This is a genomic window from Streptomyces sp. SudanB5_2050 (assembly GCF_964272335.1).
GTDB classification, from domain to species: Bacteria; Actinomycetota; Actinomycetes; order Streptomycetales; family Streptomycetaceae; genus Streptomyces; species Streptomyces rochei.
In genome coordinates this window covers 6,121,668-6,141,668 of the sequence record NZ_OZ186760.1, presented here as the reverse complement: position 1 = coordinate 6,141,668, position 20,001 = coordinate 6,121,668, and the positions used below count along the sequence as shown (strand labels likewise).

Annotated in this window: 19 protein-coding genes; 9 read left to right on the top strand and 10 right to left on the bottom strand. The window is 75.7% G+C overall.

All coding sequences use genetic code 11. The features are described from left to right. Positions 1-45 precede the first annotated feature (45 nt). Positions 46-834 (top strand): hypothetical protein, encoded by a 789-nt coding sequence (locus tag ACFZP7_RS27350; protein ID WP_031022428.1) that lies wholly within the window; start codon positions 46-48, stop codon positions 832-834. 483 nt (positions 835-1,317) lie between these two features. Here ACFZP7_RS27350 and ACFZP7_RS27345 read toward each other — a convergent pair whose 3' ends face one another. The 4 genes from ACFZP7_RS27345 to ACFZP7_RS27330 all read right to left on the bottom strand — a co-directional run bounded on the left by ACFZP7_RS27345 (position 1,318) and on the right by ACFZP7_RS27330 (position 3,850). Beyond that, entirely contained in the window at positions 1,318-1,962 is a 645-nt protein-coding gene (locus ACFZP7_RS27345) for a hypothetical protein (RefSeq protein ID WP_019326108.1), read from the bottom strand. Positions 1,963-2,286: 324 nt separating this feature from the next. Further along, positions 2,287-3,111, bottom strand: a complete 825-nt coding sequence (locus tag ACFZP7_RS27340) for a rod shape-determining protein (protein WP_031022723.1) — start codon at positions 3,109-3,111, stop codon at positions 2,287-2,289. Then, on the bottom strand, positions 3,108-3,476 hold the full coding sequence (locus tag ACFZP7_RS27335; protein ID WP_029393459.1) for a TraR/DksA C4-type zinc finger protein: 369 nt from the start codon (positions 3,474-3,476) through the stop codon (positions 3,108-3,110). The genes ACFZP7_RS27340 and ACFZP7_RS27335 overlap by 4 nt, the downstream gene beginning before the upstream one ends. 47 nt (positions 3,477-3,523) lie before the next feature. Next, on the bottom strand, positions 3,524-3,850 hold the full coding sequence (locus ACFZP7_RS27330) for a TraR/DksA C4-type zinc finger protein (RefSeq protein ID WP_019326105.1): 327 nt from the start codon (positions 3,848-3,850) through the stop codon (positions 3,524-3,526). 418 nt (positions 3,851-4,268) lie between these two features. On the opposite strand from ACFZP7_RS27330, the gene ACFZP7_RS27325 reads away from it, so the two are divergent. The 4 genes from ACFZP7_RS27325 to secD all read left to right on the top strand — a co-directional run bounded on the left by ACFZP7_RS27325 (position 4,269) and on the right by secD (position 8,872). Next, complete coding sequence (locus ACFZP7_RS27325; RefSeq protein WP_031022726.1) at positions 4,269-5,225, top strand: HAMP domain-containing sensor histidine kinase; 957 nt, start codon at positions 4,269-4,271, stop codon at positions 5,223-5,225. Between the two features lie 2 nt (positions 5,226-5,227). Further along, on the top strand, positions 5,228-5,956 hold the full coding sequence (locus tag ACFZP7_RS27320) for a response regulator transcription factor (protein ID WP_019326103.1): 729 nt from the start codon (positions 5,228-5,230) through the stop codon (positions 5,954-5,956). 91 nt (positions 5,957-6,047) lie between these two features. After that, positions 6,048-6,449 carry a hypothetical protein gene (locus ACFZP7_RS27315; protein WP_385636350.1) on the top strand — a complete coding sequence of 134 codons (402 nt, stop codon included), beginning with the start codon at positions 6,048-6,050 and terminating at the stop codon, positions 6,447-6,449. Positions 6,450-6,532: 83 nt separating this feature from the next. Then, on the top strand, positions 6,533-8,872 hold the full coding sequence (secD, locus tag ACFZP7_RS27310) for a protein translocase subunit SecD (protein WP_385636348.1): 2,340 nt from the start codon (positions 6,533-6,535) through the stop codon (positions 8,870-8,872). 30 nt (positions 8,873-8,902) lie between these two features. On the opposite strand, the gene ACFZP7_RS27305 is transcribed toward secD, so the two are convergent. Further along, positions 8,903-9,775 (bottom strand): GntR family transcriptional regulator, encoded by an 873-nt coding sequence (locus tag ACFZP7_RS27305; protein ID WP_385636345.1) that lies wholly within the window; start codon positions 9,773-9,775, stop codon positions 8,903-8,905. 168 nt (positions 9,776-9,943) lie between these two features. Here ACFZP7_RS27305 and ACFZP7_RS27300 point away from each other — a divergent pair, with 168 nt between their 5' ends. Beyond that, on the top strand, positions 9,944-10,789 hold the full coding sequence (locus ACFZP7_RS27300) for a (2Fe-2S)-binding protein (protein WP_385636342.1): 846 nt from the start codon (positions 9,944-9,946) through the stop codon (positions 10,787-10,789). Positions 10,790-11,045: 256 nt separating this feature from the next. Further along, positions 11,046-12,098: a DUF2637 domain-containing protein gene (locus ACFZP7_RS27295; RefSeq protein ID WP_029393458.1), complete on the top strand. Its 1,053-nt coding sequence runs from the start codon at positions 11,046-11,048 to the stop codon at positions 12,096-12,098. 81 nt (positions 12,099-12,179) lie between these two features. On the opposite strand, the gene ACFZP7_RS27290 is transcribed toward ACFZP7_RS27295, so the two are convergent. From ACFZP7_RS27290 to ACFZP7_RS27280, 3 genes are all read right to left on the bottom strand, one after another. Further along, positions 12,180-12,563: an ATP-binding protein gene (locus ACFZP7_RS27290; RefSeq protein WP_019326097.1), complete on the bottom strand. Its 384-nt coding sequence runs from the start codon at positions 12,561-12,563 to the stop codon at positions 12,180-12,182. A gap of 144 nt (positions 12,564-12,707) precedes the next feature. Beyond that, positions 12,708-14,450 carry a pyruvate dehydrogenase gene (locus tag ACFZP7_RS27285; RefSeq protein WP_019326096.1) on the bottom strand — a complete coding sequence of 581 codons (1,743 nt, stop codon included), beginning with the start codon at positions 14,448-14,450 and terminating at the stop codon, positions 12,708-12,710. Between the two features lie 28 nt (positions 14,451-14,478). Beyond that, entirely contained in the window at positions 14,479-16,212 is a 1,734-nt protein-coding gene (locus tag ACFZP7_RS27280; RefSeq protein ID WP_385636340.1) for a protein phosphatase 2C domain-containing protein, read from the bottom strand. Positions 16,213-16,499: 287 nt separating this feature from the next. Here ACFZP7_RS27280 and ACFZP7_RS27275 point away from each other — a divergent pair, with 287 nt between their 5' ends. Next, positions 16,500-17,483, top strand: a complete 984-nt coding sequence (locus ACFZP7_RS27275; protein WP_019326094.1) for a helix-turn-helix domain-containing protein — start codon at positions 16,500-16,502, stop codon at positions 17,481-17,483. A 61-nt stretch (positions 17,484-17,544) separates the two neighbouring features. Continuing rightward, positions 17,545-18,030: a DUF456 domain-containing protein gene (locus ACFZP7_RS27270; protein WP_385636337.1), complete on the top strand. Its 486-nt coding sequence runs from the start codon at positions 17,545-17,547 to the stop codon at positions 18,028-18,030. Here ACFZP7_RS27270 and ACFZP7_RS27265 read toward each other — a convergent pair. Then, positions 17,993-18,547 (bottom strand): methylated-DNA--[protein]-cysteine S-methyltransferase, encoded by a 555-nt coding sequence (locus tag ACFZP7_RS27265; RefSeq protein ID WP_385636336.1) that lies wholly within the window; start codon positions 18,545-18,547, stop codon positions 17,993-17,995. The two genes, ACFZP7_RS27270 and ACFZP7_RS27265, sit on opposite strands and share 38 nt — an antisense overlap. After that, positions 18,544-19,968, bottom strand: coding sequence for a bifunctional transcriptional activator/DNA repair enzyme AdaA (locus ACFZP7_RS27260; RefSeq protein WP_019326091.1), 1,425 nt, complete (start codon positions 19,966-19,968; stop codon positions 18,544-18,546). Before ACFZP7_RS27260 ends, ACFZP7_RS27265 begins: the two co-directional genes overlap by 4 nt. Between the last annotated feature and the right edge of the window lie 33 nt (positions 19,969-20,001).

Below are 20,001 nucleotides of genomic sequence, written 5' to 3'. Positions count from 1 at the left end.
CCGCCACCACTCGAGAGCTCGATGGCGTGCTAAGGGGAGGGCGACGTGGCGCATTCCGCCATGGCTGGTTCTGGCTGGGGAACGAACGAGGGTGACGATCCGCTCCAGACCGCCGTGTGGCGGTTGCGTTCCCGCGCCTGCTGGGCCGACGCGGCGGCCCTGCTGGAGCCGGTCACCGCGGCGACCGCGTTGCAGCGGACCGCGCTGCTGGTGGAGCGGTGCCTGTACACCGAGCAGGGCTGGGCGGACGCGGAGGACGCGCTGCGCACCGCCGAGGCGCTGGCCCACAGCGACGAGGAGCGCGGTGCCGCCGCCTGTGAACGCGGGCAGCTCGCGTACGCCGCGACCGTGCACGGGGTGCGCGACCGTTCCGACGAGGCACGGGCCGCGCTCGGCCGCGCGGCGGCCCTCGTCCCGCCGGGCGCCGCGGGGCGGGCGCTGCTGGACTTCCGGCGCGGGCTGCTCGCGGAGAACCTGGCCCGCTCGCCGCAGGCCGCCCGCGCGGCCTACCGGCGCGCCCACGCCGGCGCGACCGCGCACGCCGACCCGCTCCTGCAGTCCTTCACCTGGCGCCACTTGGCCGGACTCGCCCTGCGGGAAGGGGAGTTGGCCGAGGCCCGGCACGGCTTCGCCGAGTCGCTGCGGATCCGGGAGGAACTGGGCTACCTCGTCGGCACGGCACCGGCGCTGGTGTCCCTGGCCGACGCGGAGTCCGAGCCGGAGGCGTCCCGGCTGCGCGAGGAGGCGCGACGGCTGTTCCGCCTGCTCGGCGGTGTACCGACGTGGCTGGCCCGCCATCTGACACCACCCGCGCCGGACGCGGCGACGGCCTGAGGACGCGGGTGCGGTGCGACGGGGTGGGGGCGCGGGTGCGCTACGGCGCGGCGGAGACGCGGGTGCACTACGACGCGGCGGAGACGCGGACGGGGCGGGGACCGGTGCGGTGCCGGGTGCTCTCCGGGCGGGTGAGGGTGTGGTGCGCGGCGGGCCGGGCCCCGCGGCGCACCGCGGTGACCGGCCGGTGAGGGGTACGGCGGCGGGCTGAGGCGGTGCGGCACGCGGAGGCACGGCGCGGCACGGGCGCGACGGCCGGCCGGCCCGGTGCGCGGGCGGAGAGGGCGGCCCGGCGGCCGACGGACCCTTCGGCGCGCGGCACGCGCGGCGCGGGGCCCGGACGGTGACGGGTCGGAGGCTGGGCCGGTCGCCTGCGGAGGCAGGGCGGCGGGGCGGCAGCGGCTGCCCGCAGGCGGGGCGGTGACCTCGCGCGTACGGGGTCGGATGACGGTGCGACCGGGTGGGGGCGGGACGGCGGCGGGGTCACGGGGCCCTGGTCCAGCGGCGGGCGGTGTCTGCCCAGGCGGCGTCCCATCCGGCGAGGTTGCGGCGGTGCAGCACCAGTCCGGTGACGCCGTGGGCCGCGAGGCCGGCCAGGACGACGCCCAGGAAGGCGAGGAGGGCCCAGCCCATCGTGCGGCTGCGGATCTCGTCCGCGGTGAGCGGTGGCCCGGTGATCTCCCCGGCCGCGTCGACCCAGACCAGTACGGTGCTGTCCGCCGGCAGTCCCGGCTCGACGTCCGTGGTCCCGGTCCTGACCGCCCCGTCCGGGCCGGTGAAACGCACCTCGACCGGATACCGGGTCTCCCTCGCCTCGTCCGACCCGGGCTCCGGGTGGCGCGGGGCGTCGTGGACGAGGACCGCGGGGCGCTGGTCCCGGGTGCGGGCCTCGTGCTCGGCGGTGCTCCGGTAGTGACGGTGGACCGTGTCGCCGACGGCGTACATCGCCGCCGGCGCGGCGAGCAGCACGAAGAGCGCAAGTCCCAGGGCGATCCACGCCCGGAGCCGATCGGTGCGGCGCCGCAGCGGATTGCGCCGCCACTGCCACAGCAGGACGTAGGGGTGCGCGTCCCGCACGGGGTCGGGTTCGGCGGGGGGCGGCTGGGCTCGGGGGATCTCACCGGCCACGGGGTGCCTCCTTCCGGGCTCGGGGCAGCCGGATCGGGCCGTCGGTGCCGGGGCGTCGACGGCGGGGGTGGGCGGGGACGGGACGTGAGCGGTCGGGCGGGGACGACCGTGCGGGTACCGGTCCGGGAGCGTGGCCGGCACCCGCACGGCGGCTCGGGGGTGCGGGGACGGGGCAGGGCGGGGGCGGACCGTACGCGCGGAAACGGCGCGCGAGCGGGCGCGGCCGCACCGACGGCGGCGCGCGTCGGCCGGGACGCCGGGCGCGGGGCGCCGTTCCGCTCCCGGCCGGCGGGAGCGGGCGCGCCGGCCGGCGCGGCCCGCCGGTCAGTGCGGGTGTTCCTCCGGCGGGTCCGTACCCGCCGTGGACGGGTGGACGTGGGCGACCCCCAGGAGCTTCGCGGCGCCGCGCACGGCGGCCGTGTGGGGAGCCGGCACCGCCCGCAGCGGGGCGTGCAGTCTGCGGGTGAGGTCGCAGGTGATCTCGGGACGCAGGGCGCCCCCGCCGGCCAGCAGCGGCCCGCGGCCGAGGGCGTCGACGGTGAGGGACGTACGGTCCTGGCGCAGCATCGAGGTCGTCATGTCGGCCACCGCCTCCCCGATCCGCGCCGCCGGCGTGTTCTCGTCGAGGTCGCCGGTGCCCAGCGCGGTGCGCCGCGCGTCGAAGACGGCGCCGTCCACCAGCAGCACCAGCTCGGTGAGATGGGCGCCGATGTCGATCACCAGCAGCGGCCGGGTCAGGTCCGCGCCCGCCGCGAGGGCCACGGCGCGGGCGCTGGGCACGGTCAGCACGCTGCGCGGGCGCAGCACCTCCACGGCGGTACGGGCCTCGTTGCGGTAGGCGTACCCGTCCAGCACCGGTGCGGTGACCACGACCAGGGGGCGGGTGAAGCGGGGCAGGCGGTGCCCCAGCAGCCGGTCGAGCATCCGCGCCGTGCCCGCGGTGTCGACGATGGAACCGCGCTGGATGGGGTAGACGGCGCCGGCGCCCGGGAAGGTCACGGTCGGCACGTCGAGGATCACGCCCCGCCCGGCGACCCAGGCGCGGGTGCGGGCGCTGCCCATGTCGAGGGCGACTCCGGTGCAGTGCCGGCACATCGGCCACGGCCGGTGCGGGGCACGGGCGGCACGGGACCGCCGGACCGTGGTCATCGCCCCGCCTCCCGCACCTGCTGGCAGCGAGCGCAGTAGCGGGCCTGCGGCACGATCATCAGGCGCTCGCGGTCGATGGGGCGCCGGCACAGGTGGCAGGCGCCGTAACGGCCCTCGGCCATGCGGGCGAGGGCCGCCTCGACGTCGGCGAGGACCATGCGGGCGGAGGCCGCGAGCTTGACCCGGACCTCGGTCTGCCCGGCGGACCGCCGGCTCGGCTCGCCGGCGCGGGACGGGACGGCCGCGATCTGGCGCAGCTGCTCCTCGCGGAAGAGCCGCTGCTCCCGGAGGTTCTCCCGGAGCACGGCGAGGTCCGCGGGCGACAGACGCGTGTCGCGGTCGTCGATGATCTGCTTGTTCACCACTTCACCCCTTGGGCAGGGCGGGAGAGGAAGGCTGGACGGGACGGCGCTCAGGCGGCGGCGCGGCGCTGGCAGGCGACGCAGTAGCGCGTGTAGGGGAGGATTTCCAGGCGCTCCCCGGGGACCGGCTTGCCGCAGCCCATGCAGGTGCCGTAGGTGCCGGCGTCGATGCGGGCGAACGCCTCGTCGATCTCCTTGAGCACCCGTTCGATGGCCGCCGTCTGCGCGGACATCAGCTGGTCGTCGGCCTGGCCGCTCTCACCGAGGGCCTGGAGCTGGGTCATGCGGGTGTTGCGGGCGTGCTCGAGACGCTGGCGCGCCTCGTGAGAGGTCAGCCGCTCGGGGCGGGGTTCGATGCGGGAGGCGTCGAGCGACACGGTGCGTCCTCTTTTCGGAAGGTTCTGCGGGTGGGTTCCGCCGTCGGTGCCCGAGGGTTCCGGCTACTGCCCGGAAGGTTCCGCGGGTACGGCGAGCGCCGGGCCGATCAGACCCGGTCAGCCTCAACCCTGGCCGGAGCCGGCGGGGAAACCCATCGGGCGCAGGCCCCATTTGCCCGGGGCCGGAGCATCCACTGCGCGGCGCGCCGTGACCCATGTATGGGTGTGCCGCCGCCCGGAAATGGGGGTTGGACCCCATCGACCCGGCGGCTTCGCGCGGGGCACGCTGGTCGCTTGCTCGGTCGCGACCAGGTCCGATTCGCCGGACGGACCCGGGGGCGGCTCCCGCCGAGGGCGCGCGATGACCGACAGTGGAGGCGTACCAGTCGACGCGTCGCAGAAGGAGGCGTACCCCCCGGTGTCCCTGTTCTGGCGGATCTTCGGGCTCAACTCGGTGGTGCTGGGCTTCGCCACGGCACTGCTGCTGTGGGCCCCGGTGACCGTCTCCGTGCCGGTGCTGCTGACCGAGGCGGTCGTCCTGGTGGGCGGCATGGCCGTCATGCTGGTCGCCAACGGCACCCTGCTGCGGTGGGGACTGGCGCCCCTGGACCGCCTCACGAAGCTGATGACCACCGTCGACCTGCTGCGCCCCGGCCAGCGGCTGCCGGTGTCCGGCGGCGGTGACGTGCCCGAGCTGATCCGCACCTTCAACGCGATGCTCGACCGGCTGGAGCACGAGCGCGCCACGAGCAGCGCCCGGGTCCTGCTCGCCCAGGAGGCGGAGCGGCGGCGCATCGCCCAGGAGCTGCACGACGAGGTCGGGCAGAGCATGACCGCGATCCTGCTGGTGCTCGGGCGCGCCGCCGACGACGCGGACGAGCCGATGCGCGAGGAGCTGCAGCAGGCGCAGGAGATCACCCGGGAGAGCCTGGACGAGGTGCGCCGCCTGGTGCGCCGGCTGCGGCCGGGTGTCCTGGACGACCTCGGTCTGATCAGCGCCCTGTCCTCGCTCACGCACGACTTCGCCACCCACACCGGCCTGCGGGTCGTGCGCCGGTTCGACTCCGATCTGCCGCCCCTGGACCCGGAGACCGAGCTGGTCCTCTACCGCGTGGCGCAGGAGAGCCTGACCAACGCGGCCCGCCACGCGGACGCCGAACGCGTGGAGGTGAGCCTCGGCCGCGCCGAGGACGCGGTGGTCCTCACCATCGCCGACGACGGCCGGGGCACCGCCGAGGCCGCCTGCGAGGGCGCCGGCATCCGCGGCATGCGGGAACGGGCGCTGCTCATCGGGGCCGCCCTCGACATCACCTCGGAATCCGGCGCCGGCACCCGCATCCGGCTCACCGCACCCGTCCCCAGGAAGCAGCCCTGACCATGTCCGACCCCTCCCTGCCCGACCCGTCCCTGCCGGGACGGGCCCCGTCCGGTTCGTCCGCGGCGTCCTCCGCCGACCCCTCCAGGATTCGCATCCTGCTCGCCGACGACCACGCGCTGGTACGCCGGGGGGTGCGCCTCATCCTCGACCGGGAGCCGGACCTGGAGGTCGTCGCCGAGGCCGGGGACGGCGCGGAGGCCATCGACATGGCGCGGGCGCACGCCGTGGACCTGGCCGTCCTGGACATCGCGATGCCCCGCCTCACCGGTCTCCAGGCGGCCCGGGAGCTGGCCGCTCTGAAACCGGGTCTGCGCATCCTGATGCTGACGATGCACGACAACGAGCAGTACCTGTTCCAGGCGCTGAAGTCCGGGGCCTGCGGCTACGTCCTGAAGTCGGTCGCCGACCGCGATCTGGTCGCCGCCTGCCGGGCCGCGATGCGCGACGAGCCCTTCCTGTACCCGGGCGCGGTCACCGCCCTGATCCGCAACTACCTGGACCGGGTCCGGCACGGCGAGGAGAACGCCGACCACATCCTCACGCCCCGTGAGGAGGAGGTGCTCAAGCTGGTCGCCGAGGGCCACTCCTCGAAGGAGATCGCCGAGATCCTCTTCATCAGCATCAAGACCGTCCAGCGGCACCGGGCGAACCTGCTGCAGAAGCTCGGGCTGCGCGACCGCCTGGAGCTGACCCGGTACGCCATCCGCGCGGGGCTCATCGAGCCCTGACGCCCCTCGTCCGCCCGGGACTTCGGCCGCCCACTCCCCGGCCGGAGCCCCGGGCCCGCTCCGCCCGCCGACCACCAGAAAGGGACGGTGCATGCGCCCCGCACCCCGCACCGCCCCGGGTCACCGGCTCGCGGCGACGCTCACGGTGCTGCTGGCCGTCCTGCTGACGCTGGTCCCGGCCGGCCCCGTGGCCGGTGCGCGCCTCGCGCTGCCGGGCGCTCCCGCCGCGGCGACGACCGTCCCGCACCCCGACACCGGGTTCCACGCCGACGACGGCTGTGCCTCCCCCTGCGCCACCCAGGCCCGGCCCCGGCACGACCACCTCGCCGAGCGCCCGGCGCCCTCCGAGCGCCTGGCCACCGCGACGCGGTCCCCGCGTACCGTCCCCGTCACCCACCGGCGGACCACCGCGCCGTCCGGCGCCGCACCCGTCTCCCCCGGCCGCACCAGCCACGACCGCGGGCGCGCGCCGCCCGCCTCCTCCGGCACCTGACACCCGTCACATCCCCTTCTCCTTCCTTCTCCCGCCGCGGCCGCGCTCGGCCGCCGCCGCGGCGTGCCTGCCGGAGGTCCGTGTTGAAACGTTCCCGTCCCCGCTCCCGCGCGCACTCCCTCAGGGGACGCGCGCTCGTCGCCCTCCTGGTGATGGCCGCGGCCGTCACCATCGCCCTGACCATGCCGGTCCGCCTCGGGCTCGACCTGCGCGGCGGCACCCAGATCGTGCTGGAGACCAAGTCCACCAAGACCACCGAGGCCGACCGCGAGGCCACCGACCGCACCGTGGAGGTGCTGCGCGGCCGGATCGACGCGCTCGGCGTCGCCGAGCCCACCATCGTCCGTTCCGGGGACAACCGCGTCGTCGTGGAGCTGCCCGGCGTCCAGGACCCCCAGCAGGCGGCCGACGTACTGGGCCGTACCGCGCAGCTCACCGTCCACCCGGTGCTGGGGGCGGCCGAGGGCACCGGCGCGGACGCCGAGGCCGCCGAGGGCGAGAAGGGGGAACGCGTCCTGCCCGACGAGGAGGGCCTGCGTCTGCGGCTCGAGGCGCCGACCCTGACCGGTGAGGACGTCAAGGGCGCCGACGCCCGCTTCGACCAGCAGAGCGGAGCCGGCTGGCAGGTCACCGTGGACTTCGAGGACGCCGGCGGCGACCGCTGGGCGAAGGTGACCGGCGAGGCCGCCTGCCACCCGGCCGGCGACCCGCGGCGCCGGGTCGCCATCGTGCTCGACAACAAGATCATCTCCTCGCCGCAGGTCGACCCCTCGGTGGCCTGCGGGGCGGGCATCGCCGGCGGCACCACCCAGATCACCGGCTCCTTCTCCGACGCCGAGGCCCGCGAGCTGGCGCTGCTCATCAAGGGCGGTGCCCTGCCCGTGCCGGTCGAGACCATCGAGCAGCGCACCATCGGCGCGACCCTGGGCGACGAGGCCATCTCGGCCGGCGCCTGGGCCGCGGTCATCGGCACCGCGCTCACCGCGCTGTTCATCATCGTCGTCTACCGCCTCATGGGCGCCCTCGCGACCGTGGCCCTGCTCTGCTACGGCCTGATCTCCTACGCCGCGCTGGCGGCGGTCGGCGCAACCCTGACCCTGCCGGGCCTGGCCGGTTTCGTCCTCGCCATCGGCATGGCGGTGGACGCCAACGTCCTGGTCTTCGAACGCGCCCGCGAGGAACAGGCCGCCCGGACCCGCCCGAGCACCCGTTCGTCGCTGACCGCCGGGTTCCGCAGCGCCTTCAGCGCGATCGCCGACTCCAACGTCACCACGCTGATCGCCGCCGCCCTGCTGTTCTTCCTGGCCTCCGGTCCGGTGAAGGGCTTCGGCGTCACCCTGGGCATCGGTGTGCTCGCCTCCATGGTCAGCGCCCTGGTGATCACCCGGGTGCTCGCCGAGTTCGCCGCGAGCCGCCCGGCGGTCTTCCGCCGCCCGCACATCACCGGCATCTCGACGACCGGCCCGGTCCGGGACGCGCTGCTGCGCCGCGATCCGTTCCTGATGCGCCGGCCGCGCCGCTGGCTGGCCGCCTCCGCGCTGGTCATGGTGGCAGCCGGTTCCGGCATCCTGGTCCGCGGCCTCGACTTCGGGATCGAGTTCACCGGCGGCCGGCTGATCGAGTACTCCACCACCACCCAGGTCGACGCCGACCGGGCCCGGGACGCCCTCGCCGACGTCGGCTTCCCCCGCGCCGTCGTCCAGTCCTCCGGCGACGGCGACCTCACGGTGCGCACCGAGGAGCTGACCGACGCCGAGGCGGAGACCGTCACCAGGACCATCGGTGAGCTGGGCGGCGAGACGGAGAAGCTCCGCGACGAGCTGATCGGCCCCAGCCTCGGCGAGGAACTGCGCAAGGACGCCCTGATCGCGCTGGGGCTGGCCCTGGCCGCCCAGTTGCTGTATCTCGCGGTCCGCTTCCGGCTCCTGTTCGGCACCGCGGCGGTGAGCGCGCTCGCCCACGACGTGGTCATCCTGGTCGGTGTCTTCGCCTGGCTGGGCAAACCGATCGACGGGGTGTTCCTGGCCGCGCTGCTCACCGTGATCGGCTACTCGGTCAACGACTCGGTGGTCCTCTTCGACCGCATCCGCGAGCTGCTGGCCGGCAAGGACCGGAAGGCGTCCTTCGCACGGCTCACCAACCGGGCGATCCTGCAGACGCTGCCGCGCACGGTCAACACGGGCATGGGCGCGGTGCTGATCCTCGCCTCGCTGGCCGTCCTCGCCGACGACTCGCTGACCGACTTCGCCCTCGCCCTGCTGATCGGCGTGGGGGTCGGCACGTACTCCTCGGTGTTCACGGCCTCTCCGCTGGCCATCGAGATGTACGACCGCGGCGCCGGCGCCCGCCCCGCGCGCCGCAAGGGGCGGGGTACGGAGAAGCCGGTGCCGGCGAGCCGCGCGGAACGGCAGGAGGTGTCGTAGGAAGCGGTGCGCCGCGGGTGGGGGACGCGCTCAGCGCGCGCCGGTGAAGTGCTCCCCCACCAGGGTCCGCACCAGCTCCTGGTCGCCGGCGATCAGCGCGTCCAGCAGGGCCGTGTGCTCGTGCGCGTCGGCGATCAGGCCGGCCCGGCCTCGGCCCGCGCCCGCGCCGGCCGGCGGCCACTGGGCACGTCGGTGCACGTCACCGGCGATCGCGACGAGCTGTTCGTTGCCCGCCAGGGCGAGCACCGCGCGGTGGAAGGCGCGGTCGGCCTCGGCGTAGGTCGCGGGGCAGCCGGACGACGCGGCCCGGACCGTGGACTCGGCGAGCGGACGCAGTTCCGCCCACCGCTCGGCGGGCACGGTCCGGGACAGGCGGAGCCACACCGGGGCCTCCAGCAGCGCCCGCACCTCGGCCAGTTCCGCCAGTTCCCGGTCGCCGCGCCGGACGACCCGGAAGCCACGGTTGGGGACGACCTCGACGGCGCCCTCGACGGCCAGCTGCTGCATGGCCTCGCGCACGGGCGTGGCCGAGACGCCGAACCGCTCGCCGAGCGCGGGCGCCGAGTAGACCTCGCCGGGCCGCAGCTCGCCGGAGAGCAGCGCGGTGCGCAGGGCGTCCAGCACCTGTCCGCGCACCGAGGAGCGCTGGACGACGACGCGCGGGCGGGGGGCGGGGGGCTCGCTGTGGGTGTGCTCGCCGCGCGCGGCCCCGACCGGCTCCCCGGCGCCGCGGGCCCGGTCCTCGCTCCCGCCCCGGCCCCGGTCACCGCTCCGGTCCCGGTCACCGCCCCGGTCCGGGGCGCCGCTCCGGTGGACGTCCCGCTCCCGGTGCGCGTCCGCGGCGCCGGGCTGCGCCGGGACACGCGCCGCTGCGGACGCGGCGGAGTACGCGCTCGGCTTCACGGGGCCCTCCTGGGGGACGTGTCGGTACTTGAGGTCATTACGGCGGCTTGTCACTTGCCCGTCAAGCACGATACGGGCACGGGCCGCTCATTCACATCCCGACGATCTTGGGTAAGGTAAGGCTTACCTCAAGCTGCCCGTTCGTTCCGACGTGGATCGGTGGTCCCCATGCCTGTCACCCGCACGGCCCTCACGGACGCCTACGCGCGCCTGGCCGAGGTCCTCCCGGGCCTGGGCGTCACCGAACTCGGCCCGTCCGGCGAGATCCCGCGCGACGGCGGCTGGGTGGCGGCCGGGGCGCTGGCCGATGGCGGGGCGGAGCTGGACGCCTTCCTCGCCTGGGACGACGCGCAGGTGCTGCGGGACTACGGGCAGCGGGCGCGGCCGGACGTCGTGGCGAGCTTCGGACTGCACCGGTACGCGTGGCCGGCCTGCCTGCTGATCACCGTGCCGTGGTTCCTGCACCGCCGGGTGCCCCGTTACCCCGCCGCCCACGTCGCCTACGACCGCTCCGCCGCCGGCCTGCCCCTCGGCCGCATGGCCGTGCGCCCCGCCGGTTTCGCCTGCCTGCCCGGCGATCCGGCCGCCGCCCTGCCCGGCGCCCGGGTGGTCGCCGACGAGGAGGCGCTGCGGGCGGAGGTGCGGGCCGCCGTCGCCGAGCACTTGGAGCCGGTACTGGCCGGATTCGGCCCCCGTATGCGGCGGCGCGGACGGGCCCTGTGGGGCATGGCGACCGACGAGGTCGTCGAGGGCCTGTGGTACGTGGCCCATCTCCTCGGCGAGCAGGAGCGCGCGCGGCACGAGCTGGAGCTGCTGCTGCCGGGCGCGACCAAGCCCTACGTCGGCGACGCGGCGTTCCGCGAGCTGACCGGCCCGGACGGCCGGCCGCTGCACACCCGGGACCGGGCGAGCTGCTGCATGTTCTACACGGTCCGCCCCGAGGACACCTGCGCCACCTGCCCCCGCACCTGCGACGCCGACCGCGTCGAGAAGCTGCTCGCCACCGCGAGTTGACCGGTCGTCGGTTAAGATCATCCGCGCTGTTTCACAACTCCCCCACGTGTCGCGGGAAGTTTCCGCGGAACCACCCGTACGGGTAGTCTTAATCGAACTCAACTCCCGCCCCTCACGCGGCAGTTCGAGCAGAAAGCCGCCCTGGGCACCCCCTCTCACTCCCTTGGCGGCCTCTTGCCCCGAAACCCCCTGAGGGCCGCTGGGTTTGGGCCACCATGGCGGGCGTTACGCCCTATCCCAATGCAAGGGACCCCAGATGAGATTGACCGACATATCGCTGAACTGGCTGCTTCCGGGCGCCGTGCTGCTCCTGGGCATGCTGGCGGCGGTGGCGGTGCTCGCGCGAGGCAAGCGTTCCTCGGGAAAGGACGCGGGCGCGGACGACTCGTGGGAGCGTATGGAGGAGCGGCGCAGGCGCAAGGAAGCCCTCTACGGCAGCGTCTCCTACGTCCTGCTCTTCTGCTGTGCCGCGGTCGCCGCGGCGCTCTCCTTCCACGGTCTGGTCGGCTTCGGTGAGCAGAACCTCGGCCTGAGCGGCGGCTGGCAGTACCTGGTCCCCTTCGGCCTCGACGGGGCGGCGATGTTCTGCTCCGTCCTCGCGGTGCGCGAGGCCAGCCACGGCGACGCGGCACTCGGCTCCCGGATACTCGTGTGGACCTTCGCGTTCGCCGCGGCGTGGTTCAACTGGGTGCACGCGCCCCGCGGTATCGGGCACGCCGGCGCCCCGCACTTCTTCGCGGGCATGTCCCTGTCGGCGGCGGTCCTGTTCGACCGCGCGCTCAAGCAGACCCGCCGGGCCGCGCTGCGCGAGCAGGGCCTGGTGCCGCGTCCGCTGCCGCAGATCCGGATGGTCCGCTGGCTGCGGGCTCCCCGGGAGACGTACCGCGCCTGGTCCCTGATGCTCCTGGAGGGCGTGCGCAGCCTCGACGAGGCGGTCGAGGAGGTGCGCGACGACCGGCGCCAGAAGGAAGAGGCCAAGCAGCGCCGGCGCGAGCAGGAGCGCCTGGAGCGGGCCCAGCTCAAGGCGATCAGCCGGGGGCACGGCCACCGGGGCTTCCCCGGGCGCGGCGGCCGGCCGGTCGAGGTCGAGGTGCAGCAGGTGGAGCGCGGCACCGAGCGGGCCACCGCGGAGCCTGCCATATCCACCCCGGAGCCCCTGCCCGTACGCCAGCGGCCCTCCTTGCAGCCCGTGCGCAACGGAGCTGACCCGGTGACCGTCGACCTCACCGCGGAGGACGACACCCAGGCCCTGCCGCGTCTGGACTCCCTGGAGCGCAAGCTCAAGGACCTGGAGCAGCAGTTCGGCTAGGTCCTGTCGTCACACTCCCGGGAGCGGGACCGACCGCCGGCCGCGCGAGGACGGCGAGGCGCCGGGGACCCACCCGGCGCCTCAGGCCGCCTCGGCGTCCAGTTCGAACCAGACGGATTTGCCCGCGCCCCAGGGCAGCACCCCCCAGTCGTCGGCGAGGGACTGCACCAGGAGCAGGCCCCGGCCGCCGGTGCTCTCCTCCGGGCGCGGATCGCGCGGCCGGGGCGGCCGGCCCGCGTGGTCCCGCACCTCGACCCGCAGCGCGCGCGGTCCGACCGTGGCGGTCAGGACCGCGCCGTCGTCGGTGTGGACGAGCGCGTTGGTGACCAGCTCACTGGTGAGCAGCTCCGCGATCTCCGACCGTCCCGGCCCGCCCCAGTGCCGCAGCAGGTCGCGCAGCGCCCGCCGGGCCTCGGGCACCGCCCGCAGGTCCGCCCTGCCCAGCCGCTTCCTGAGCTGTGGCACCGCCTTCCTCTCCCTGTCCCCCGTCCGCGTGGTGATGTCGGTCCCCTCCCTGTTCGAACACCTTCACGGGGGAAGCCTTGCCCATTCGGGCCCCGGGCAGTCATCCGGATTCGCCCGCGGACCTTCCGGGCCGCCGCCCGCCGGTCACGGACGCGGCACGTTGCGCAGGTTCGAGCGGGCCATCTGGAGCATCCGGCCGACCCCGCCGTCCAGCACGATCTTCGAGGCGGACAGGGCGAAGCCGGTGACCATGTCGGCGCTGATCTTCGGCGGGATGGACAGCGCGTTGGGGTCGGTGACGACGTCGACGAGGGCCGGGCCCTTGTGCTTGAACGCCGCCTTCAGCGCCCCCGCCAGGTCCTTCGGCTTCTCCACCCGCACCCCGAAGGCGCCACAGGCCTCGGCGACCGCGGCGAAGTCGGGGTTGGAGTTGGACACGCCGTGCGAGGGCAGGCCCGCGACCAGCATCTCCAGCTCGACCATGCCGAGCGAGGAGTTGTTGAACAGGACCACCTTCACGGGCAGGTCGTGCTGGACGAGGGTGAGGAAGTCGCCCATCAGCATGGTGAATCCGCCGTCGCCGGACATCGACACGACCTGCCGGCGCCGGTCGGTGAACTGGGCGCCGATCGCCATGGGCAGCGCGTTCGCCATCGAGCCGTGCGAGAAGGAGCCGATGATCCGGCGCTTGCCGTTGGGCGAGATGTAGCGGGCGGCCCAAACGTTGCACATGCCGGTGTCGACGGTGAACACGGCGTCGTCGTCGGCCATCTCGTCCAGCACGGCGGCGACGTACTCGGGGTGGATCGGGACGTGCTTGTCGACCTTGCGGGTGTACGCCTTGACCACGCCCTCCAGCGCGTCGGCGTGCTTCTTCAGCATCCGGTCCAGGAAACGGCGGCTCTTCTTCTCCTTCACCCGCGGGATCAGGCAGCGCAGGGTCTCCTTCGCGTCGCCCCACACCGCGAGGTCCAGCTTGGAGCGCCGGCCCAGGTGCTCGGGCCGGACGTCGATCTGGGCGATCTTCACGTCGTCGGGCAGGAAGGCGTTGTACGGGAAGTCCGTGCCGAGCAGGATCAGCAGGTCGCACTCGTGGGTGGCCTCGTAGGCCGCGCCGTACCCGAGCAGGCCGCTCATCCCCACGTCGTACGGGTTGTCGTACTGGATCCACTCCTTGCCCCGCAGGGCGTGCCCGACCGGTGACTTGATCTTCTCGGCGAACTCCATCACCTCGGCGTGCGCGCCCGCCGTGCCGGCGCCGCAGAAGAGGGTGACCTTGTCGGCGTCGTCGATCAGCCGCACCAGCCGGTCGATCTCCTCGTCGCCGGGCCGTACGGTCGGCCGCGAGGTGACCAGGGCGGTCTCGGCGGCCTTCTCCGGCGCGGGCTCGTCGGCGATGTCGCCGGGCAGCGAGACGACGCTGACGCCGCCCTGGCCGACGGCGTGCTGGATGGCGGTCTGGAGCAGCCGGGGCATCTGCTTCGGGCTGGAGATCAGCTCGCTGTAGTGGCTGCACTCGCGGAAGAGCTGGTCGGGGTGGGTCTCCTGGAAGAATCCGAGGCCGATCTCGCTGGACGGGATCTGCGAGGCGAGGGCGAGGACGGGGGCCGCGGAGCGGTGGGCGTCGTACAGCCCGTTGATGAGGTGGAGGTTGCCGGGGCCGCAGGAGCCGGCGCACGCGGTGAGCTTCCCGGTGATCTGGGCCTCCGCGCCGGCCGCGAAGGCGGCGGTCTCCTCGTGACGCACGTGCACCCACTCGATGCCGGAGTGGCGGCGCACGGCGTCCACGACCGGGTTGAGGCTGTCACCGACGACGCCGTAGAGGCGCTTGACGCCGGCCCGGGTGAGGATGTCGACGAACTGTTCCGCGACGTTCTGTTTGGCCATGGCTCCAGCTATGGCACACCGAGCGGCCTCACGCCTCCCAAACGGCGGCGGCGGTGCGGTCGTCGGCGTAGCCCTTGACCCGGACGCGGCTGTCGGCGAGGAACTCCGCGAGGCCGGGCGGGGTGCGGCCGGACCACCGCCGGGCGAGGAGTTCGCCCAGTTCGGGCTCGCTCAGCAGCGGCTCGGCGAGGCCCGCGGTACACATCAGGAGCACATCACCCGGGCGGGCTACGGAGGCCCGGAAGCGGAAGGGGTCGCGGGGCCGCCCGGCGGGCGGGTCGCCGTGCGGGCCGGGCGGGGCGGTGATGCCGAGGTCCATGGTGAGCCGGTCGTCGTCCGCCGTCCCGCCGGAGGCCGACCCGAACCCGACGACGGGTGCGCCGGCGACCTCGCCGGGGCTCGGCTCCATGTTCTGCCAGACCCCGTCCCGCAGCCGCAGCAGTCCGCCCCCGCCCACGCCGAAGTACACCCGGGTACGGCACTCGGGGTCGGCGGGCAGCAGCAGACAGCGCAGGGTGGCCGCGTACTCGTCGGGGCTCAGGCCCTGGTCGGCGGCGCCGGCCCGGAGCCGGCCGAGGCTGCGGTCGGTGAGGCGGTGCAGCCCGGACTTCAGGTCGCCGCGCCGGGCGGCCCGCAGGTCCTCGCCGAGCCGGGCGTGGCTGCGGCCCACGGCCCGCCCGATCCACCGGCACACCTCGGCGGCGGCGCGGTGCGCCCCGGCGGTCGCGCGGGCCCCGGTCGCCATCGCCACCAGCACCAGCGCCTGCTCCCCGGCGCCGAAGCGGGCGACGAGCAGCGCGTCCCGGCGCGGTTCGCCCCGGTAGCGGGCGGAGTCCCCCCGCACGGAGACGGCACGCAGGGTGCGGCCGCCGTACCGGGCGCCCTCCAGCACGGTGTCCGCCACCAGCCCGTCCAGCTGGTCCGGGTCGGCGGGCGGCAGGGCCGTGGGCTCGGGGTCGTACGTCGGCGGCCCGGAGCCGACGTAGTCGCGGCCGGTGCCGTCGGGGGCGGGCCCGGAAGGAGTCGAGGGGAGGAACGGGTGCGGGAGCGGAGGCAGTCCGGGAACGGTCCGGGGCGGTGGCGGCGGGCCGCCGGGGGCCGTCGCGGTCTCGTCGGCCGGCGGCTCCGAGAGGTCACCGGCGCCGGTCCCCGAGGTGGTACGCCCCCGGGGCCCCGCCCGCCCCCGGTCGGGCACGGCTCCGGGCCGGCGGGCCGGGGGTCCGTCGGCGGGCGGTGGTGGGCCGTCGGTGGGCGGGGGCGGGCCGTCGGCGGGCGGGGGCGGGCCGTCGGCGGGTGGTGGCGGGCCGGGGGCTTCGGTCGTCGGGGGTGGCGGGCCGGGGTCGGCGGGGGCGGCGCCGGGCGGGGTGGCCGGGGCGGGCGGGAAGTTCGCCGGGACGGCGGGGGCGGCGGGCGGGGGTTCCCACGGTGCCCGGGGCGGGGGCGGGCCGGCCGGGCGGCGGGCGGTGCTCTCGGTGCGCGGGCCGGGGACGCCGGGGGGCGCGGGCGTCGCCCACCAGGGGCGGTGGCCGTCGGTGGCCGGTGACGGCTCGGGGGCGGGCGTCGTGGACGGCGGGCGCGTCGGCGGCGGTGGGCCGGGGTCCCCCCGCGTCCCGTGGTCCGGCCCGCGGGCCACCGTCCCCGCGGCGGAGGCGAAGCGGTCGTCCAGGGAATCGGGCGCGGCGGTGGGGCCGGTGTCGTCGGCACGGTCGTCGTACAGCTGCGCCCACCAGTCGTCGGCGGGACTTCCCCCCTGCTGACTCATGCTCCTGATTGTCCACCGAGGCGCCCGGATGAAAACGGGGCATCCGGAAATTCCGGCGCACCGGCGCGCGCCCCGCGGCGTGTCGGGGGACGCCTCGAACGGCGTTGCGAGGACGGGTGGCCGGGCGGCCCCACCCCCCACGGGAGGACCACCCGGCGCCGCCACCTTGGCAGAGTGACCCGCGGTACGGCGATGATGTTCCGAGGCGGGTTTGCGCCGTGGCCGTTTTCCGCCACGCGACGGGCCCGCGGCTGGTGAGGTCCGTGCTCGGGGAGGGGCGACGTCTGATGCTGGGAGTGCTGGGGCTGGAGGACACGCACGAGTCGGCGTACCGGGCGCTGGTGTCCGTGGGCGCCGCCGACGTGCCCGATCTGGCCCGCAGGCTGGCGCTGGGCGAGCGGGAGACGGAGCGGGCGCTGCGGCGGCTGGAGCAGAACGGGCTCGCGGCGCAGTCCTCGGCCCGGCCCGGCCGCTGGGTCGCCGCGCCGCCGGGGGTGGCGCTGGGGGCGCTCCTCACCCAGCAGCGGCACGAGCTGGAGCGGGCGGAGCTGGCGGCGGCGCTGCTGGCCGAGGAGTACCGCGCGGCCGCCGCCGAACCCGCGGTGCACGATCTGGTGGAGGTGGTGACCGGCGCCGGGGCCGTCGCCCAGCGCTTCCTGCAGCTCCAGCTCGGGGCGAGCGACGAGGTGTGCGCGCTGGTCACCGGCAACCCGGTCGCGGTGACCGGCATGGAGAACGACGCCGAGGAGCAGGCCACCGGACGCGGGGTGCGCTACCGGGTCGTGGTGGAACGGGCGGTGCTGGACCTGCCGACCGGCATCACCGAGCTGACGGCCGCGCTGGGCCGGGACGAACAGGTGCGGGTGGTGGACCGCGTCCCCACGAAGCTGGTCGTCGCCGACCGGTCCCTCGCTCTGGTACCGCTCACCGCGCACTCGTCGGAGCCCGCCGCGCTGGTCGTGCACGCCAGCGGCCTGCTGGAGCTGCTGTCGGGCCTGTTCGAGACGGTGTGGCGGGACGCGTTGCCGCTGCGGCTCGGGGCGTCCGGTGTGAGCGAGCACGGCCCCGACGGGCCCGACGGCACGGACCTGGAGATCCTGTCCCTGCTGCTGGCCGGCCTGACCGACGCGAGCGTCGCCAAGCAGCTCGATCTGGGGCTGCGGACCGTGCAGCGCCGGGTGAAGCGCCTGATGGAGCTGACCGGCGTCACCACCCGGCTCCAGCTCGGCTGGCACGCGTACGAGAGGGAGTGGGTGGCCAGGAAGTCCTGACCGGTGCGCCGGCCCCGCCCGGGGATCTGCGGACCGCGCCCGGGTCCGGCACCCTGGACAGATGGGAGCGTGGGACCTCCTGCTGTCCGGGCTGGTCATCCTGCTCGGACTGTGCGGGGTGCTCTTCCCCGGCATGCCCGGATCGTGGCTGGTGTGGGCCGGGGTCCTGTGGTGGGCGCTGAAGGACCCGCGCCCGCTCGCGTGGGCCGTGCTGGTCGGCGCGACCGTCGTCCTGCTGCTGTCCCTGGCGGTGCGCTGGGCGCTGCCGTCCCGGCGGCGGCTGCGCGCCGACGACGCCACCCGCCGGCTCACGCTGTACGGGGGCGCCGGAGCCGTCCTCGGCTTCGTGCTGGTCCCGGTGGTCGGCGCGGTGCCCGGCTTCATGGGCGGCATCTACCTCGCCGAGCGGCTGCGGCTGGGCCGGCACGGCGAGGCGGTGGCGGCGCTGCGGACGGCGCTGCGCTCGGGCGGCTACGGGGTGCTGACGGAGTTCTTCGCCTGCCTGCTGATCACCGGGGCGTGGCTGGGGGCGGTACTGGCCGGCTAGGGGCCGGGGCCGGGGCCGGGGCCGGGACGCCCTCGAGGGCGAGCAGTCGCGTCTTGCGCTCCAGGCCGCCGGCGTACCCGGTCAGGGACCCGTCGGCCCCGATCACCCGGTGGCAGGGGCGCAGGATCAGCAGCGGATTGGCGCCGATCGCGCCGCCGACGGCGCGTACCGCGGGGCGGGAGGCCCCGATGCGCGCGGCGATCTCCCCGTAGGTCGTCGTCTCCCCGTAGGGGACGTCGTCCAGGGCCGCCCACACGCGCTCCCGGAAGGCGGTCCCCTCGGCGCGCAGCGGCAGCCGGAACTCCGTCAGCTCCCCGGCGAAGTAGGCGGCGAGCTGCTCACCGGCCGCCCGGAAGGGCCCGGCGTCGTGCCGCCAGTCCTCCCGGACGGCTCGTCCGCCCTTCTGACCGGGCACGGACAGGGAGGTGAGCGCGCCGTCCGGGGCGGCGGTGAGCAGCAGCCGGCCCACGGGGCTGTCCAGCTCGGTCCAGTACGTGGCGGTGGTGGTCGTCGTCATCGGTCGTTCTCCGGTTCTCCCGCTGCGCGCAGGTGGTTCAGGGCGTAGGAGCGCCAGGGGCGCCAGGTGTCGGGCAGGGCGGCGCCGGGCGGGGCGGCGTCCGGGTCGCCGAGGGCGCGGGCGCGGACGGCGGCGGCCACGGCCGCGTCCACGCCGGGTACGGCGAGCAGCGCCCGTTCGGCGGCGTCCCGGTCGGCGCCGGCGTCGAGGCGTACGACGCCGTCGGCGAGGGCGGCGGCGAGGGCCCCGAGGGTGCCGTGCGGCTCGGCCCCGGCGAGGACGCCCGGTTCGGGGAAGAGGTGGGTGAGGGTGCCGCACGGCGCGTCGAGCGTCTTGCCGTACCGCTGGACCAGCCGCTCGGCCTCCGTCCGCCCCACCAGAGCGCGCACCGCGAACTCGTCGGGGTCGGCGGCCCCCGGCGAGCGCAGCCCGGGGCGGGCGGCGACCAGCGGGGCGAGGCGGGGGTCGGCGCCGAGGTGTCTGTCGACCGCGTACGGGTCGGCGTCGAGGTCGAACAGCCGGCGCAGCCGCTGTACGGCGGTGGTCAGGTCCCGCAGGTCGGTGAGGTGGAGGCGGGCGTCGAGCCAGCCGCCGCTGCCGGTGCGCGGGCGGCCCGGGCGTTCGTCGACGGCGACGATGCCGGTGCCGTACGGCAGCCGCAGGGTGCGCCGGTAGACGCGGCGGTCCGGCGGGCCGCTCACCTCCTCGACCCCGGCGACGGCCTCCCGCTGGAGCAGGTCGAAGACCGGCCCCGCCCGGTAGGGGCCCCGGTGGGCGAGCCGCAGCGGGATGCCGGCGGACGGGGTGGCGGCGTGCCGGGAGGCGGCGCGGTCCCGGGCGGGCGCGGCGGCGCGCAGCTCGCTCGGGGTGGCCGCGTACACGGCCCGGACGGTGTCGTTGAACTGCCGCACGCTGGCGAATCCGGACGCGAAGGCGATCTCGGTGACCGGCAGGGCGGTGGTCTGCAGCAGGACGCGCGCGGTGTGCGCCCGCTGGGCGCGGGCCAGGGCCACGGGCCCGGCGCCCAGCTCGGCGGTGAGCTGCCGCTGTACCTGGCGGGCGCTGTAGCCGAGCCGGCCGGCGAGGCCGGTGACGCCCTCGCGGTCGACGACCCCGTCGCCGATCAGGCGCATCGCCCGGCCCACCACGTCGGCGCGGACGTTCCACTCCGCGGAGCCCGGCACGGCGTCCGGGCGGCACCGCCGGCAGGCCCGGAAGCCGGAGCCCTGCGCGGCGGCGGCCGTCGCGAAGAACCGCACGTTGCTCCGCTTCGGCGTGACCGCGGGGCAGCTGGGCCGGCAGTAGATCCCGGTGGTCTCGACGGCGAAGAAGAACACCCCGTCGAACCGGGCGTCCCGGCTGCGCACCGCCTCGTACCTGCTGTCCGACGCCGTCGCCGGCGCCACACTCCGCGTCGTCATGCCGTCCAGTCTCCGCCAGACCGGCGAGCCGGT

Coding starts and splice junctions, on each gene's coding strand:
- ACFZP7_RS27340 (WP_031022723.1), bottom strand. CDS start 3,111: ATGACCACGGTCCGGCGGTCCCGTGCCGCCCGTGCCCCGCACCGGCCG.
- ACFZP7_RS27320 (WP_019326103.1), top strand. CDS start 5,228: ATGTCCGACCCCTCCCTGCCCGACCCGTCCCTGCCGGGACGGGCCCCG.
- ACFZP7_RS27315 (WP_385636350.1), top strand. CDS start 6,048: ATGCGCCCCGCACCCCGCACCGCCCCGGGTCACCGGCTCGCGGCGACG.
- ACFZP7_RS27300 (WP_385636342.1), top strand. CDS start 9,944: ATGCCTGTCACCCGCACGGCCCTCACGGACGCCTACGCGCGCCTGGCC.
- ACFZP7_RS27295 (WP_029393458.1), top strand. CDS start 11,046: ATGAGATTGACCGACATATCGCTGAACTGGCTGCTTCCGGGCGCCGTG.
- ACFZP7_RS27285 (WP_019326096.1), bottom strand. CDS start 14,450: ATGGCCAAACAGAACGTCGCGGAACAGTTCGTCGACATCCTCACCCGG.
- ACFZP7_RS27280 (WP_385636340.1), bottom strand. CDS start 16,212: ATGAGTCAGCAGGGGGGAAGTCCCGCCGACGACTGGTGGGCGCAGCTG.
- ACFZP7_RS27275 (WP_019326094.1), top strand. CDS start 16,500: ATGCTGGGAGTGCTGGGGCTGGAGGACACGCACGAGTCGGCGTACCGG.
- ACFZP7_RS27270 (WP_385636337.1), top strand. CDS start 17,545: ATGGGAGCGTGGGACCTCCTGCTGTCCGGGCTGGTCATCCTGCTCGGA.
- ACFZP7_RS27265 (WP_385636336.1), bottom strand. CDS start 18,547: ATGACGACGACCACCACCGCCACGTACTGGACCGAGCTGGACAGCCCC.
- ACFZP7_RS27260 (WP_019326091.1), bottom strand. CDS start 19,968: ATGACGACGCGGAGTGTGGCGCCGGCGACGGCGTCGGACAGCAGGTAC.